The sequence below is a fragment of the Serratia marcescens subsp. marcescens ATCC 13880 genome, from assembly GCF_017299535.1.
Classification (GTDB): domain Bacteria; phylum Pseudomonadota; class Gammaproteobacteria; order Enterobacterales; family Enterobacteriaceae; genus Serratia; species Serratia marcescens.
Window position 1 is genome coordinate 41,021 of record NZ_CP071238.1, and the last position, 15,609, is coordinate 56,629.

Below are 15,609 nucleotides of genomic sequence, written 5' to 3' on the forward strand. Positions count from 1 at the left end.
ATGCGTTTCATTGTATTGAGGCATGCGGAGTCAGAATGGAACCGCTCGGGGATTATTCAGGGGCGAAGTGACAGTCCGCTGACAGAAGAGGGGCGACGTCAAATCGCTGGGCTTGGCGCTCGCTTGCAAATGTTATCGGTCACTTCGTTGATCAGTTCACCGACTGGTCGGGCTTTTACGACAGCGGAGACGTTGGCTGAGCGATGTGGCTGCACTGTGCAAATGGATGAGCGTTTGCAGGAGCAAGATTTTGGCCGACTGGAAGGATTATCTTATGCGCAGGCCATGCGCGATTATCCTGAAGCGACGCAGTGCCTCTTTGCCGGTAAGGCAGAGGCGTCGGCGCCGGGAGGGGAGAATGCTTATGAGGTTGCCTGGCGCCTGATGGCTTGTCTGTCCGATCTGGCTGTCGATGGACAAAATCAAACGCTTGGTGTTGTTACGCACGGCCATGCTCTGCAGGCACTGATTTGGTGGCTTAAAGGGGCCGACCCGCAGGAGGACCTTCGCAGATACGGTCATCGCAATTGCGGCTATGCAATGCTTGATGTGACCGCCTCTGGTTTTAATTTGTTGAATTGGGGAGTCGCGACCCACCTGTTGCCAAAAAGATAGGGCGAGGAACGGATATTCCTCGCCTGAGGGCGTCAGAAGGTGGTCCAGTTATCTTCCGCTGCGGCGTTGGCGGCCGCGGGTTTGACGGCTGGCGCTTTCGGCGCGGCGGCTTTGGCGGCGAGGGGCTCGGTCTGTTCCGCCAAGCGGAACACCGAAACGCTCTGCAGCAGCATATCGGCCTGCTCTTCCAGCGAATCGGCGGCGGCGGCGGACTCTTCCACCAGCGCGGCGTTCTGCTGGGTGGTGTGGTCCATCTCGACGATCGCCTGGCCAATCTGGGCGATGCCGCGCGTCTGTTCATCGGAGGCGGCGGCGATCTCGGCCATGATGTCGCGCACGTGGGTGACCGAACGGACGATCTGTTCCATGGTATTGCCGGTGCTTTCCACCAACTCAGTGCCGGTTTTCACCCGGCTGACCGATTCGGCGATCAGCCCTTCTATTTCCTTGGCCGCCTGGGCGCTGCGGCTCGCCAGGCTGCGCACTTCACTGGCGACCACCGAGAAGCCGCGGCCCTGTTCGCCGGCGCGCGCCGCTTCCACCGCGGCGTTGAGCGCCAGGATGTTGGTCTGGAAGGCAATGCCGTTAATCAGGGTAGTAATTTCGGCGATACGCTGCGAACTGCTGGAGATATCGCGCATGGTGCTGACCACGTTTTCCACCAGCTTACCGCCCTGTTGTGCGGTCTGCGAGGCGTCGGTGGCCAGTTGGTTGGCGTGATGGGCGTTGTCGGCGTTTTGTTTCACCGTGGCGGTCAGCTGTTCCATGCTGGCCGCGGTTTCCTCGACCGCCGCCGCCTGCTGTTCGGTGCGGGAGGAGAGATCGGTGTTGCCGGCGGCGATTTCCGCCGAGGCGGTGGAGACCTGGCTGACCCCCATCTGGATCTTCTCAATCATGGTGCGCAGGTTTTGGCTCATCGCCGCCACTGCGTTCAGCAGTTGCCCCAGCTCGTCGCGGCGGGTGCTGGTCTGCGCCTGGCGCAGGTCGCCGCCGGCGATGCGTTCCGCCATGGCCAGCGTGCTGTGCAGCGGACGGGTGATCTGCAGGGTGATGCGCCAGGCGATAAGCACCCCGGCGATGATGGCGATCAGGGTGGTGACGCCCATCTGCAGCTGTGCCAGATTGATGTTGTTGCGCGTCTGCACCAGTTCGTCCTGCATAAAGGCGTTCACCAGCGTGCCGATCGCTTGCGCGCGTTCGCCGAGCTGCCGGCTGATTTGCTGTTCGTGCTCATAGGCCGGCAGGTAGGCCGCGATGCGGTTTTTGTAATCGTCCAGCGCGGCCAGCAGCGGTTGCAGCTGCGGGCGCTGCGCGTCGCTGACCCGGCGGCTCAGGGCGTTGGCCGCGTCGCGCGCGTCGTCGATGGCCGCCATCAGCGGCGCTTCGGTTTCCTTGTTCAGGCTCAGCAGCAGACCGCGCGCGCCGTAGCGCACCTGGGTCAGCTTCTGGTTAAGCTGGATGAAGGCCAGCTGCAGATCGCCGTTGGTGAGCTGGCGCTCCACCTGGCTCAGGCTGGCCTGCACTTCCGACATGTTCCAGCTCTGGCGCACCGCGTCTTTTGCCGTGACCGCCTGCTCAAAGACTTTTTGCTGCTGTTGATATTCCCCGATCAGCGTCACCAGACGCTGCAGATCCTTGCGGCTTTGGGCGTCCCAGTCCAGCGCCTGCCCCTGGTCTATCAGCTTGACGGCGTTTTCAATATTGGCGCGGTTGTTCTGCAGATACTCCGGCTGGTAGGTCTGGCCGTACATGGCGCGGTTGTATTTGGCCTGGTTGATCTCCTCGTTCAGCCGGTTGCTGAAGTCGATGCGATCGGCGCGGGATTCGATGATATGCAGATATTGCGCCCCGGTGCCGGCGATGACGACCGCCAACAGCAACAACAGCGCGAAGCCGAGACCGAGCTTTTTACCTACGGTGAGATGAGTGAACTTTCCTGCCAGTGCTTGCAATGCCGCCATAGCGTTTTTCCTTCTCCGGGCGAACGTCAATTGAACAAACCATCGGCAAGAAGTGGTCAAACTTTAGCGGATTTCAGGCAAAAAAATACCCGCCGGTGGCGGGCATCTTTATCAACGGGGGCGAATTACTTCTTCGCGGCGAAGCGTGCGGCGGCTTCATCCCAGTTGACCACGTTCCAGAACGCCTTGATGTAGTCAGGGCGTTTGTTCTGATATTTCAGGTAGTAAGCGTGTTCCCACACGTCCAGGCCGATGATTGGGAAACCGGAAGCGCCGGCGACGGCTTCGCCCATCAGCGGGCTGTCCTGGTTGGCGGTAGACACTACGGCCAGCTTGCCGTCTTTCAGCACCAGCCAGGCCCAACCGGAACCGAAGCGGGTGGCTGCGGCTTTCTCGAACTCTTCCTGGAATTTCTCAACGCTGCCGAAATCGCGCTCGATGGCCGCTTTCAGATCGCCGCCCAGCGTGGTGCCGGTTTTCAGGTTTTTCCAGAAGAAGCTGTGGTTGGCGTGACCGCCGGCGTTGTTGCGCATGAAGGTGCGTTTGTCGGCAGGCACTTTGTCCAGATCCTGGATCAGCTCTTCAACGCTGTATTTGGCCAGCTCAGGGTAGGCTTCCAGCACGGTGTTGGCGTTGTTGACGTAGGTCTGGTGGTGTTTGGTGTGATGGATTTCCATCGTCTGCTTGTCAAAATGCGGTTCCAGTGCGTCGTAAGCGTACGGCAGGGATGGCAGTGAATAACTCATAATCATCATCTCCAGTGGTGTATGGGCGGCGCAAAGGGCGAGCACCGCGTAAGCAGTCGGATCATTATAGTTAATTAAATGATATTGAAAATGATTATCAATGCCCTGTGAATTGTGTGGTTAATGAACAAATCGTTGCGTTAACATGTTGATAGAAGAGGGCGCAGGGTGGCCGGTTCAAACCGTCGCCCCGGCGCGTTGGTTACTCTCTATACTGTAGGGAGCGCCAACGTCGAAATGTATCGAAATGTGCCAATGCGTTCACTGAATGAGCACGAGTGTGTAACAACCACAAGCACGCTGTGGTAATATGGCCGGCGTTCGTAGCAAGCATAACAACAGTGACATTCGCGTTTGCCGCGCTAGCGGGCAGGCGCATTTGAACAATGTGACAATCGAGAGTAAAGGAGACCCCCATGCAGGTCAGCAGAAGGCAGTTCTTTAAGATCTGCGCTGGCGGTATGGCAGGAACGACGGTGGCCGCGCTGGGCTTTGCCCCCGAAGTGGCGTTGGCGGAAACCCGGCAGTACAAACTGCTGCGCGCCCGCGAGACCCGTAATACCTGTACGTATTGTTCCGTCGGCTGTGGGCTGTTGATGTACAGCCTTGGTGATGGCGCCAAAAACGCCAAAGAAAGCATTTTCCATATCGAAGGGGATCCGGATCACCCGGTAAACCGCGGCGCGCTTTGCCCGAAAGGCGCCGGCCTGGTTGACTTCATCCACAGCGAAAGCCGCCTCAAGTATCCGGAATACCGGGCGCCGGGGTCGGACAAATGGCAGCGCATCAGCTGGGACGACGCCTTTACCCGCATCGCCAAGCTGGTGAAAGAAGACCGTGACGCCAACTTCATCAAAACCAACGATCAGGGCGTTACCGTCAACCGTTGGCTGACCACCGGCATGCTGTGCGCTTCGGCCGCCAGCAACGAAACCGGTTTTCTGTCGCAAAAATTTAGTCGCGCTCTCGGCATGCTTGCCGTAGACAACCAGGCGCGTGTCTGACACGGACCAACGGTAGCAAGTCTTGCTCCAACATTTGGTCGCGGTGCGATGACCAACCACTGGGTTGATATCAAGAACGCGAATTTGATTATCGTCATGGGCGGTAATGCGGCGGAAGCGCATCCGGTGGGGTTCCGCTGGGCGATGGAAGCCAAAATACACAACAATGCCAAGCTGATCGTGATCGATCCGCGCTTTACCCGAACCGCGTCGGTGGCGGACTTCTACACGCCGATCCGCTCCGGGACCGACATAGCTTTCCTGTCGGGCGTGTTGCTGTATCTGATGACCAACAACAAGTTCAACCGCGAATACGTCGAGGCCTACACCAACGCCAGCCTGCTGGTGCGGGAAGACTTTGCCTTCGAAGACGGGTTGTTCAGCGGCTACGACGCGGAAACCCGCAAGTACGACAAAACCACCTGGAACTACCAGTTCGACGAGAACGGCTTCGCCAAGCGCGACGTCACGCTGCAGGATCCGCGCTGCGTGTGGAACTTGCTGAAACAGCACGTGAGCCGCTACACGCCTGACGTGGTGACCAACATCTGCGGCACGCCGAAGGACGATTTCCTCAAGGTGTGCGAATACATCGCCGAAACCTGCGTCGCGGATAAAACCGCTTCGTTCCTGTACGCCCTGGGCTGGACTCAGCACTCGGTCGGCGCGCAGAACATTCGCACCATGGCGATGATCCAGCTGCTGCTCGGCAACATGGGCATGGCGGGCGGCGGCGTCAACGCGCTGCGCGGCCACTCCAACATCCAGGGGCTGACCGATCTCGGCCTGCTGTCGCAGAGCCTGCCGGGCTACTTGACGCTGCCGTCGGAGAAACAGACCGATCTCGACACCTACCTGAAGGCCAACACGCCGAAGGCGCTGCTGCCGGGCCAGGTGAACTACTGGGGCAACTACCCGAAATTCTTCGTCAGCATGATGAAGACCTTCTACGGCGACAAGGCGCAGAAGGACAACAGCTGGGGCTTTGACTGGTTGCCGAAGTGGGACAAAGGCTACGACGTGCTGCAGTACTTCGAGATGATGGCGCAGGGCAAGGTCAACGGCTACTTCTGCCAGGGCTTTAACCCGGTGGCGTCGTTCCCGAACAAAAACAAGGTGGTGGCTTCGCTGTCCAAGCTGAAGTTCCTGGTGACCATCGATCCGTTGAACACCGAGACTTCCAACTTCTGGCAGAACCACGGCGAGTTCAACGAGGTGGATCCTTCGCAGATCCAGACCGAAGTGTTCCGCCTGCCGTCCACCTGCTTCGCCGAAGAGAACGGCTCGATCGTCAACTCCGGCCGCTGGCTGCAGTGGCACTGGAAAGGCGCGGACGCCCCGGGCGAAGCGCTGAACGACGGCGAGATCCTGGCGGGCATCTTCAGCCGCCTGCGCGAGATGTATGCGCGCGACGGCGGCGCGGTGCCTGAGCAGGTGCTGAACATGACCTGGGACTACCTGACGCCGGACAACCCGGCGCCGGAAGAGGTGGCGCAGGAGAACAACGGCAAGGCGCTGGCGGATCTGCTGGATGCCGACGGCAAAGTGCTGGTGAAAAAAGGCGAGCTGCTCAGCTCGTTCGCGCAGTTGCGCGACGACGGCACCACCGCCAGCGGTTGCTGGATCTTCGCCGGCAGCTGGACGCCGGCCGGCAACCAGATGGCGCGGCGCGACAACGCCGATCCGTCCGGCCTCGGCAATACGCTGGGCTGGGCCTGGGCATGGCCGCTCAACCGCCGCATTCTGTACAACCGCGCCTCGGCGGATCCGCAGGGCAAACCGTGGGATCCGAAACGCCAACTGCTGGAGTGGGACGGCGCCAAGTGGGTCGGGGCCGATATCCCGGACTACAGCACCGCTGCGCCGGGCAGCGACGTCGGGCCGTTCATCATGCAGCCGGAAGGCATGGGCCGCCTGTTCGCCACCGACAAGATGGCGGAAGGGCCGTTCCCTGAACACTACGAGCCGTTCGAAACGCCGCTCGGCACCAACCCGCTGCACCCGAACGTGGTGTCCAACCCGGCGGCGCGCGTGTTCAAGGACGATCTGGCGGCGATGGGCAAATCCGACAAGTTCCCTTACGTCGGCACCACCTATCGTCTGACCGAGCACTTCCACTACTGGACCAAGCACGCGCGGCTGAACGCCATCGCCCAGCCGGAGCAGTTCGTGGAGATCGGCGAAAAGCTGGCGGAGAAGAAGGGCATCAAGCAGGGCGACACCGTGAAAGTCAGCTCCAACCGCGGCTACATCAAGGCCAAGGCGGTGGTGACCAAGCGTATTCGCACGCTGCAGGTGCACGGCCAGGAAGTCGACACCATCGGCATCCCGATCCACTGGGGTTACGAAGGGGTGGCGAAGAAAGGCTTTATCGCCAACACGCTGACGCCGTTCGTCGGCGACGCCAATACGCAAACGCCGGAGTTCAAGGCGTTCCTGGTCAACGTGGAAAAGGTGTAACGGAGACGAATTATGGCCATGCAATCTCAAGACATCATTCGTAAATCCGCCACCAATGGTTTCACGCCGGCGCCGCGCGCCCGTGACCACCAGGAAGAAGTGGCCAAACTGATCGATGTCACCACCTGTATCGGCTGCAAGGCCTGTCAGGTGGCCTGTTCCGAATGGAACGACATCCGCGACGAAGTGGGGCACAACGTTGGGGTGTACGATAACCCCGCCGATCTGACCGCCAAGTCGTGGACGGTGATGCGCTTCTCCGAGGTGGAGGAAAACGGCAAGCTGGAATGGCTGATCCGCAAGGACGGCTGCATGCACTGCGCCGATCCGGGCTGCCTGAAGGCCTGCCCGTCGGAAGGCGCGATCATTCAGTACGCCAACGGCATCGTCGACTTCCAGTCCGAGCACTGCATCGGCTGCGGCTACTGCATCGCCGGCTGCCCGTTCGACGTGCCGCGCATGAACAAGGACGACAACCGGGTGTACAAGTGCACCCTGTGCGTCGACCGCGTGGACGTCGGCCAGGAACCGGCCTGCGTGAAAACCTGCCCGACCGGCGCCATTCACTTCGGCACCAAGGAAGCGATGAAGCAGGTGGCGGCGGATCGCGTCAGCGAGCTGAATACCCGCGGCTACCAGAACGCCGGTCTGTACGATCCGGCGGGGGTGGGCGGCACGCACGTGATGTACGTGTTGCACCACGCCGACAAACCGCAGCTGTACCACGGTTTGCCGGACAACCCGAGCATCAGCCCGGCGGTGACCTTCTGGAAGGGCGTGTGGAAACCCCTGGCGGCCATCGGTTTTGCCGCCACCTTCGCGGCCAGCGTGTTCCACTATGTCGGCGTCGGGCCTAACCGCGTCGAGGATGAGGACGAGCACGACGAGTCGCACGACGAGGAGACGCGCAAATGAGAAAGGAAAAGCCCATTCAGCGTTACAGCGCGCCGGAGCGCATCAACCACTGGATCGTGGCGTTCTGTTTCGTGTTCGCCGCCATCAGCGGGCTGGGGTTCTTCTTCCCCTCCTTCAACTGGCTGATGAACATCTTCGGGACGCCGCAGCTGGCGCGCATCCTGCACCCGTTTGTCGGGGTGATCATGTTCGCCGCGTTCCTGCTGATGTTCCTGCGCTACTGGAAGCATAACCTGATCAACCGGGAAGATATCGTCTGGGCCAAGAACATCCACAAAATCGCCATGAACGAGGAAGTGGGTGATACCGGGCGCTATAATTTCGGCCAGAAGTGCGTGTTCTGGGCGGCGATTATCAGCCTGGTGCTGCTGCTGGCCAGCGGCGTGGTGATCTGGCGGCCGTATTTTGCGCCGTCGTTCTCCATCCCGCTGATCCGCATCGCGCTGCTGGTGCATTCGCTGGCCGCGGTCGGCCTTATCATCGTGATTATGGTGCACATTTACGCCGCATTGTGGGTAAAAGGCACCATTACCGCGATGGTGGAAGGCTGGGTGCCGGCGGCCTGGGCCAAGAAACATCATCCGCGCTGGTACCGTGAGGTCCGCGAGAAACGACAGGAAGATAAACCCTGATGAGTATCCGCATCGTTCCTAAAGAGCAGTTAGGGGCACAGCGTGAGAAGTCCACAACGGCGGAGAACATCCCGCCGTTACTTTTCGCCAACCTGAAAAGCCTGTACAGCCGCCGCGCCGATCGTCTGCGTCAGCTGGCGGTCGACAATCCGCTGGGCGACTACCTGAACTTCGCCGCCGAGCTGGCGCAGGCGCAGCAGCATGCGCTGCACGATAACCCGCTGCAGCTCGATCTGAGCGAAGCGCTGGCGCAGGGCGCCGCCAGCGGCAAACCGCCGCTCGATCTGAGCGTGTTCCCGCGCAGCGAGCACTGGCGCAAGCTGCTGACGTCGCTGATCGCCGAGCTGCGCCCGCAGGCGCCGGAGCATATCCTGGCGGTGCTGGACAACCTGGAGAAGGCCTCGGCGCACGAGCTGGAGCTGATGGCCGACGCCTTGCTCAACCGCGAGTTCGGCAAGGTGGGCAGCGAAAAGGCGCCGTTCCTCTGGGCCGCGCTGTCGCTCTATTGGGCGCAGATGGCCAGCCTGATCCCCGGCAAGGCGCGCGCCGAATACGGCGAGCAGCGCCAGTTCTGCCCGGTGTGCGGCAGCATCCCGGTTTCCAGCATGGTGCATATCGGCACCGTCAACGGCCTGCGCTACCTGCACTGCAACCTGTGCGAAAGCGAATGGCACGTGGTGCGGGTGAAGTGCAGCAACTGCGAGCAGACCCGCGATCTCAACTACTGGTCGCTGGACAGCGAGCAGGCGGCGGTGAAGGCGGAAAGCTGCGGCGACTGCGGCACTTACCTGAAGATCCTCTATCAGGAAAAAGACCCGCAGGTCGAAGCGGTGGCCGACGATCTGGCTTCGCTGGTGCTGGACGCCCGCATGGAAGAAGAAGGCTTCGGCCGCAGCAGCATCAATCCGTTCCTGTTCCCGGCGGAGTAACCGCCCGGCCCCGTTCGCGCGGGGCCGGACCAGCAATTTCAGCACGGGCTTCTGGCAATCGCCCGGGCGAGTTGCTACGTTTAGGCCATAACGCGCCAAGCGAAAGGAACCACGATGTTAAACACCCTGGCAAAACTGACCGCGGTCGCCGTGTTGGCGATCGGACTGGCGGCCTGCGACAACAAGGACGACACCAAACCGGCGGTGCCGCCACCCGACACCAAACCGACCGTGACGCAGCCCGCGCCACCGCCGCCGCCTGCGCCGGTAGAAACCCCGCCCGCGCCGCCGGGGCTGAACGTGTCGCTGCAGAAGGGCAAGATCACCTTCGAGCTGCCGCCGGGCTTTAGCGATCAAACGCTGAACAGCGGCATCATCAACGACAGCACCTCCACCATTCAGCGCTTTCTTGACGGCAAGTCGCGCCAGAGCGCGGTTTCGTCCGAAGTGATCCCGCCGGACGGCATGAAGCTCAATACCAGCGACAAAATGCTGAAAGAGCTGACGCAGAGCGCCATCACGGTGCTGGCCGAGCGCTATCAGAATATCCAAACCACCAAAGAAGAGAACTTCAGCGTCGGCAAACAGAAGTTTCGCCGGGTGGATACCGAACAGACCGTCAACGGGCAAAAGGTGGTCTCCACCCTGGTGTTGACGGTGTTCAACAAGCGGGTGGTAACGTTGCAAATGCTGTCGCCGGCCAAAACGCCGGAAGTGCATCAGGCGCTGGTGCAGCGGATTATCGATACCCTGGCGGTGAAGTAAGGACGCCGCGGCCAGGACGAAGCGGAGGAGACCGGATGAAGCTTATCGGCAGTTACACCAGCCCCTTTGTGCGCAAGATTTCCGTGATGCTGCTGGAGAAGGGGATTGCGTTCGAATTCGTCAACGATCCGCCGTATGAGCCCGGCAGCCGGGTGAAGGAGCTGAACCCGCTCGCCAAGGTGCCGGTGCTGATCGCCGATGACGGCGAGGTGTTTTACGACTCGCCGGTGGTGGCCGAATACCTCGAGCTGCTGGCGGTGGAGCCGGCGTTTTTGCCGGCCGAACGCGCCGCCGCGTTGCGCGTTCGGCAGGTGGCGGCGTTGGCGGACGGTGTGACCGAAGCGGCGGCGACCCTGTTTCGCGAAAGCCGGCGCGCGCCGGAAAAACAGGACGAAAACTGGATGCTGCGCCAGCGTGACAAGCTGACGCAGGGCCTGGACGCACTGGAGGCGCTGGCGCGGGAAAAAACGTGGCTCAATGCCGAGCGGCTGACGCTGGCGGATATCGCCACCGGCTGCGCGCTGGGCTACCTCAATTTCCGCCGCATCCTGCCCAACTGGTGCGTCGAGCGCCCGACGCTGGTCAAGCTGGCCGAACGCCTGTTCGCCCGCGAAAGTTTCGCCCGCACTGCGCCACCTTGAGTTTTTCTCCCCGCCGCGGCGGGGTTTTGCTATGCCGATACGTCTAAATTGAAAACCGAACGACCATGAGCACTGAATCCCACCTTCTTTACAGTCAACTGCCCGCCATCGACCGTCTGCTGCGTGAACCCGCGATTGAACCGCTGGTGGCGCAGCATGGCCAGACGCTGATCGGTGAACTGTTGCGCCGGCTGCAGGCCCAGGCGCGCGACGCGATCAAGCAACAGCAACGCTTGCCGGCCTGGTGCGGCGACTGGCCGCAGGCGCTGCGGGCCGAGCTGGCCCGGCAGCAACGCCCGGCGTTATTGCCGGTGTTCAACCTCAGCGGCACCGTGCTGCACACCAATCTCGGGCGCGCCCTGCTGGCGCAGCCGGTGAAGGATGCGGTGAGCGCGGTGATGGGGGAGGCGGTGACGCTGGAGTACGATCTGGACGGCGCCGGGCGCGGCCATCGCGATCGGGCGGTGGCGGATCTGCTGTGCCGGCTGACCGGCGCGGAGGACGCCTGCATCGTCAATAACAACGCGGCGGCGGTGCTGCTGATGCTGGCGGCGATCGCCCCCGGCAAAGAGGTGGTGGTGTCGCGCGGCGAGCTAGTGGAAATCGGCGGCGCGTTCCGCATTCCCGACGTGATGCGCCAGGCCGGCTGTCAATTGGTGGAGGTCGGCACCACCAATCGCACCCATCTGAAGGATTACCGCCAGGCCATCAATGAGCAGACTGGCCTGTTAATGAAAGTGCACACCAGCAACTACAGCATTCAGGGCTTTACCGCGGCGGTCGACGAGGCCGAACTGGCGCAGCTCGGGGCCGAACAGGGCGTGCCGACCGCCACCGATCTGGGCAGCGGTTCGCTGATCGATATGGCGCAGTACGGCCTGCCCGCCGAGCCGATGCCGCAGCGGCTGCTGGCCGCCGGCGTCGATCTGGTGACATTCTCCGGCGATAAGCTGCTGGGCGGCCCGCAGGCCGGCATCATCGTCGGCAAAAAGGCGCTGATCGCCCGTTTGCAGCAGCACCCGCTCAAACGCGCGCTGCGCGTCGGCAAGCTGACGCTGGCGGCTCTGGAGGCCACGCTGCGGCTCTATCTGCAGCCGGAAAAACTGGCAGAGCAACTGCCGACGCTGCGGTTGCTGACCCGCCCGCAGCAGGAGATGCAACAGGCGGCCGAGCGGCTGCTGGCGGCGCTGACGCCGCGGTTCACCGCCGATTTCGAGCTGCGCACCGAACCTTGCTGGTCGCAGATTGGCAGCGGTTCGCTGCCGGTGGATCGCCTGTCCAGCTTTGCGCTGACCTTCACGCCGCGCGACGGCCGCGGCGCCACGCTGGAGGCGCTGGCTGAACGTTGGCGCCGTCTGCCGCAGCCGGTGATCGGCCGCCTCGGCGACGGCCGGCTGTGGCTGGATCTGCGCTGTCTGGAACAGGAAGGGGCGCTGATCGACGCGCTGAGCGCATCATGATCATCGCCACCGCCGGCCATGTCGATCATGGCAAAACCACCCTGCTGCAGGCGATCTCCGGGATCAACGCGGATCGCCTGCCGGAAGAAAAGCGCCGCGGCATGACCATCGATCTGGGCTACGCCTACTGGCCGCAGCCGGACGGCCGGGTGCTGGGCTTTATCGACGTGCCCGGCCACGAGAAATTCCTCGCCAATATGCTGGCGGGCGTCGGCGGCATCGACCATGCGCTGCTGGTGGTGGCCTGCGACGACGGCGTGATGGCGCAGACCCGCGAGCATCTGGCGATCCTGCGTCTGAGCGGGCGCCCGGCGCTGACGGTGGCGCTGACCAAGGCCGACCGGGTGGAGGCGGCGCGTGTCGATGAGGTATGCCGCCAGGTGCGCGATGAGCTGGCGCGTCAGGGCTGGCCCGATGCGCCGCTGTTCGTGACCGCAGCGGCGGCGGGAGTGGGCATCGAGGCGCTGCGCGCGCATTTGCTGGCGTTGTCGCCCGGCGAGCATGCGCTGACGCGCCGTTTTCGCCTGGCGGTAGACCGCGCGTTCAGCGTCAAAGGGGCGGGGCTGGTGGTGACCGGCACCGCGCTCGGCGGCCGGGTGAAGGTGGGGGATACGCTGTGGCTGACCGGCGCCGATGCACCGGTGCGGGTGCGCGGCCTGCATGCCCAGAATCAGACCGTGGAACACGCGCAGGCCGGGCAGCGCATCGCGCTTAACATCAGCGGCGATGTCGATAAAGAGCGGATCGCGCGCGGCGATTGGCTGCTGGCGCAGCGCCCGCCCGAAGCGGCGGAACGCATTCTGGTGGCGCTGGAGACGGATCGGCCGATCCGCCATTGGCAGCCGCTGCATCTGCACCATGCCGCCAGCCACATCACCGGGCGTATTTCGTTGCTGAACGACGGGCTGGCGGAACTGATCCTCGATCGCCCGCTGTGGTTGGCACAGAACGATCGGCTGGTGCTGCGCGATATCGGCGCGCGGCAAACGCTGGGCGCGGCTCGGGTGCTCAAGCTGAATGCGCCCAAGCGCGGCAAGCGTCAGCCGGACTATCTGGCATGGCTGCAGGCCTTGGCGCAGGCGCAAGACGATGCGCAGGCGCTGGCGCTTGAGTTGCCGCACGGCGCGCTGTCGCTGGCGGCGTTCGCCTGGGCGCGACAATTGACGGACGATGGCCTGAACGTGCTGTTGGCGAACGGCGATCTGCTGATCGTCGGTGACCGGGCGCTGGCGCAGGATCAGGTGCAACAGGCGGAAAGCCGCCTGCTGCAGGTGCTGACGGACTATCACCAACAGCACGCCGATCAGTTGGGCTTAGGGCGCGCCCGCCTGCGGCGCATGGCTCTGCCTCAGCAGCCGGAGGCGTTGGTGTTTATGATGATCGATCGGTTGCTGAAAGCCGGCGCGCTGCGCAATACGCGCGGCTGGCTGCACCTGCCGGAACACGGCCTGGCGTTCAGCGCCGAAGAGGCGCCGCTGTGGGCGCGCATCGAACCGCTGTTCGGCGACGAGCCGTGGTGGGTGCGCGATTTGGCGAGCGAACTGGGAGAGGAAGAGAGCCGGGTGCGCGCGCTGCTGCGCAAGGCGGCCCAGTTGGGCCATGTGACGGCGGTGGTGGTGGATCGTTACTACCTCAGCCGACGCATCGATCAGTTCGCGGCGCTGATCCGCGAGCTGGATGCGGAGCGCGGCGGCGCCAACGCCGCCGATTTCCGCGATCGGCTCGGCGTCGGGCGCAAGCTGGCGATCCAGGTGCTGGAGTTCTTCGATCGCAGCGGCTTTACCCGTCGCAAGGGCAACGAGCATCTGCTGCGCGACGGCGGGTTGTTCGGCAACTGATTGCGTGTTTTTTGTTCTCTGATGGCGGTATAATCAGCTTTAATCACTTTGATTGATGTTGATTGTACTGAGGAGCAAGACGATGAATACGAAAGTCATCACCGCTCATGTGCCGCTGCCTTTGGCTGAAAAGGTGGATGAAATGGCCGCCAAACTTGAACGTTCACGGGGATGGATAGTGAAGCAAGCCCTCGCCGCCTGGCTTGAGCAAGAGGAAGAACGCCGTCGATTAACGCTGGCGGCGCTGGCCGATGTCGAACAGCAAAACGTTATCGATCATGAGTCGGTAGAAGCCTGGGCTGCCAGCCTGGACAGTGACGAGCCGCTGCCGGTACCGCGCTGATGGAATTAAAATGGACGAGTAAGGCGCTATCGGATTTGGCGCGTTTGTTTGAGTTTCTTGCCTTGGCTAACCGCACTGCGGCAGCGAATTCGGTGAAGGCCTTGGTCGCCGCGCCTAAAGCGTTGCTCGATAATCCTCGCCTGGGTGAAAGACTGGATGAGTTTTTACCGCAGGAAGTGAGGCGTATTCTGGTCGGCCGTTATGAGATACGTTACCAGGTGCAGCCGGCAACGATTTATGTTCTGCGTATTTGGCATACCCGCGAAGAGCGATAGGCCGAATTCCCCTACCCGATAAATCTGACGGCGGCCCGGCTGACGTCGGGCGTCTGGGCGGTGAGAAACGCCTGTAAACGTTCGATCAGCGGCCGTTTTGCCGATTCTTCCGGCCAAACCAGATAGTAACCGTCGCCGGTGCGCACGGCGACGTCACAAGGCAGCGCCAATAATCCCTCCTCAATCGTCCGCAGGCTCAGCGCCAGATCGCCGATCGAGACGCCGTGCCCGGCGATGGCCGCCGCGTTGCCCTGTTCCAGCGAATCAAATACCTGGCCGCGCGTGAGATCGATCGGAGCCGCGATGCCGCTTTTTTGCAGCCAGCGCCGCCAGTCGCGCCGATCGGGCGACGGGTGGATCAGCGGGCAGGCGGCGAGATCCCGCTGGCCGTCGGCGAGCAGCGCGGGGGCGCAAATTGGGATCAGCCATTCGTCGAACAGCCTGGCGGCGGCGGTGTTGGCGCCAAAATGGCCGTTGCCGAGCAGGATGGCGCAGTCGTAGGGTTCGCTGAAAAAATCCACGCTGTCGATGTCCATCCAGACGCTGGCTGCCTGCACCTCGAACGCCTGCGCCGTTTGCCGGAACCGGCTCAGGCAGTCCAGCAGCCAGCGCAGGGTCAGGGTGGAGGGCGCCTTCAGCCGCAGCAGATCGCGGTGGCTTCTGAACAGCTCGCAGGCTTGCTCGATGCGGCCAAACCCTTGCTGCAGCTCGGCGGCGAAGATTTTCCCCTGCGGCGTGACCTCGATACGCGGGCCGTTGCGCTGGAACAGCCGGCAGCCGAAGTGCTGCTCCAGCGTTTTGATGTGCTTGCTGACGGCGCTGGGGGTGAGATGCAGCTCGTCGGCGGCCAGCGTGAACGAGCCGGTGCGGGCGGCGCTTTCGAAGGCGCGCAGGGCGTAAAGCGGCGGAAGGGAACTGGCCATCGCGGCGTCTCTAATAATGAGTCTGATTCACAGTAAACGACAGGATTACTCCTTTTTCAAGGCGGGGGCGGCGGCATGATAATGGCGCGACGCCAACTGACT

The 15,609-nt window shown here is 62.6% G+C and carries 14 protein-coding genes; 11 read left to right on the top strand and 3 right to left on the bottom strand.

Annotated features, from left to right (window positions below):
* Window positions 1-615, top strand: a complete 615-nt coding sequence (locus J0F90_RS00180) for a histidine phosphatase family protein (RefSeq protein ID WP_028128060.1) — start codon at window positions 1-3, stop codon at window positions 613-615.
* Between the two features lie 32 nt (window positions 616-647).
* Here J0F90_RS00180 and J0F90_RS00185 read toward each other — a convergent pair whose 3' ends face one another.
* Together J0F90_RS00185 and sodA are read right to left on the bottom strand one after the other, a co-directional pair.
* Window positions 648-2,576: a methyl-accepting chemotaxis protein gene (locus J0F90_RS00185; protein WP_033639082.1), complete on the bottom strand. Its 1,929-nt coding sequence runs from the start codon at window positions 2,574-2,576 to the stop codon at window positions 648-650.
* Window positions 2,577-2,701: 125 nt separating this feature from the next.
* A complete protein-coding gene (gene sodA / locus J0F90_RS00190) occupies window positions 2,702-3,322 on the bottom strand; it encodes a superoxide dismutase [Mn] (protein ID WP_004934003.1) in 621 nt (206 codons plus the stop codon).
* A 416-nt stretch (window positions 3,323-3,738) separates the two neighbouring features.
* Between sodA and fdnG the strand changes: the two genes are divergently transcribed.
* The 10 genes from fdnG (at window position 3,739) to J0F90_RS00240 (ending at window position 14,584) form a co-directional block, all read left to right on the top strand.
* A complete protein-coding gene (gene fdnG / locus J0F90_RS00195) occupies window positions 3,739-6,786 on the top strand; it encodes a formate dehydrogenase-N subunit alpha (protein WP_126186487.1) in 3,048 nt (1,015 codons plus the stop codon).
* Window positions 6,787-6,798: 12 nt separating this feature from the next.
* Entirely contained in the window at window positions 6,799-7,701 is a 903-nt protein-coding gene (gene fdxH, locus J0F90_RS00200) for a formate dehydrogenase subunit beta (RefSeq protein WP_004934014.1), read from the top strand.
* Window positions 7,698-8,333, top strand: a complete 636-nt coding sequence (gene fdoI / locus J0F90_RS00205; RefSeq protein ID WP_004934017.1) for a formate dehydrogenase cytochrome b556 subunit — start codon at window positions 7,698-7,700, stop codon at window positions 8,331-8,333. The genes fdxH and fdoI overlap by 4 nt, the downstream gene beginning before the upstream one ends.
* Window positions 8,333-9,262, top strand: a complete 930-nt coding sequence (fdhE, locus tag J0F90_RS00210; protein ID WP_033639080.1) for a formate dehydrogenase accessory protein FdhE — start codon at window positions 8,333-8,335, stop codon at window positions 9,260-9,262. The genes fdoI and fdhE overlap by 1 nt, the downstream gene beginning before the upstream one ends.
* A 114-nt stretch (window positions 9,263-9,376) precedes the next feature.
* A complete protein-coding gene (locus tag J0F90_RS00215; RefSeq protein ID WP_033639079.1) occupies window positions 9,377-10,027 on the top strand; it encodes a DcrB/PsbP domain-containing protein in 651 nt (216 codons plus the stop codon).
* A gap of 35 nt (window positions 10,028-10,062) precedes the next feature.
* Window positions 10,063-10,668, top strand: a complete 606-nt coding sequence (locus J0F90_RS00220) for a glutathione S-transferase (protein WP_004934025.1) — start codon at window positions 10,063-10,065, stop codon at window positions 10,666-10,668.
* 65 nt (window positions 10,669-10,733) lie between these two features.
* Complete coding sequence (gene selA, locus J0F90_RS00225) at window positions 10,734-12,128, top strand: L-seryl-tRNA(Sec) selenium transferase (RefSeq protein ID WP_033639078.1); 1,395 nt, start codon at window positions 10,734-10,736, stop codon at window positions 12,126-12,128.
* On the top strand, window positions 12,125-13,966 hold the full coding sequence (selB, locus tag J0F90_RS00230; protein WP_033639077.1) for a selenocysteine-specific translation elongation factor: 1,842 nt from the start codon (window positions 12,125-12,127) through the stop codon (window positions 13,964-13,966). Before selA ends, selB begins: the two co-directional genes overlap by 4 nt.
* Before the next feature lie 82 nt (window positions 13,967-14,048).
* Entirely contained in the window at window positions 14,049-14,309 is a 261-nt protein-coding gene (locus tag J0F90_RS00235; RefSeq protein ID WP_033639076.1) for a CopG family ribbon-helix-helix protein, read from the top strand.
* Window positions 14,309-14,584: a type II toxin-antitoxin system RelE/ParE family toxin gene (locus J0F90_RS00240; protein ID WP_033636570.1), complete on the top strand. Its 276-nt coding sequence runs from the start codon at window positions 14,309-14,311 to the stop codon at window positions 14,582-14,584. The genes J0F90_RS00235 and J0F90_RS00240 overlap by 1 nt, the downstream gene beginning before the upstream one ends.
* A gap of 11 nt (window positions 14,585-14,595) precedes the next feature.
* Here J0F90_RS00240 and J0F90_RS00245 read toward each other — a convergent pair whose 3' ends face one another.
* Window positions 14,596-15,507 carry a LysR family transcriptional regulator gene (locus tag J0F90_RS00245; protein ID WP_033639075.1) on the bottom strand — a complete coding sequence of 304 codons (912 nt, stop codon included), beginning with the start codon at window positions 15,505-15,507 and terminating at the stop codon, window positions 14,596-14,598.
* Window positions 15,508-15,609: the final 102 nt, after the last annotated feature.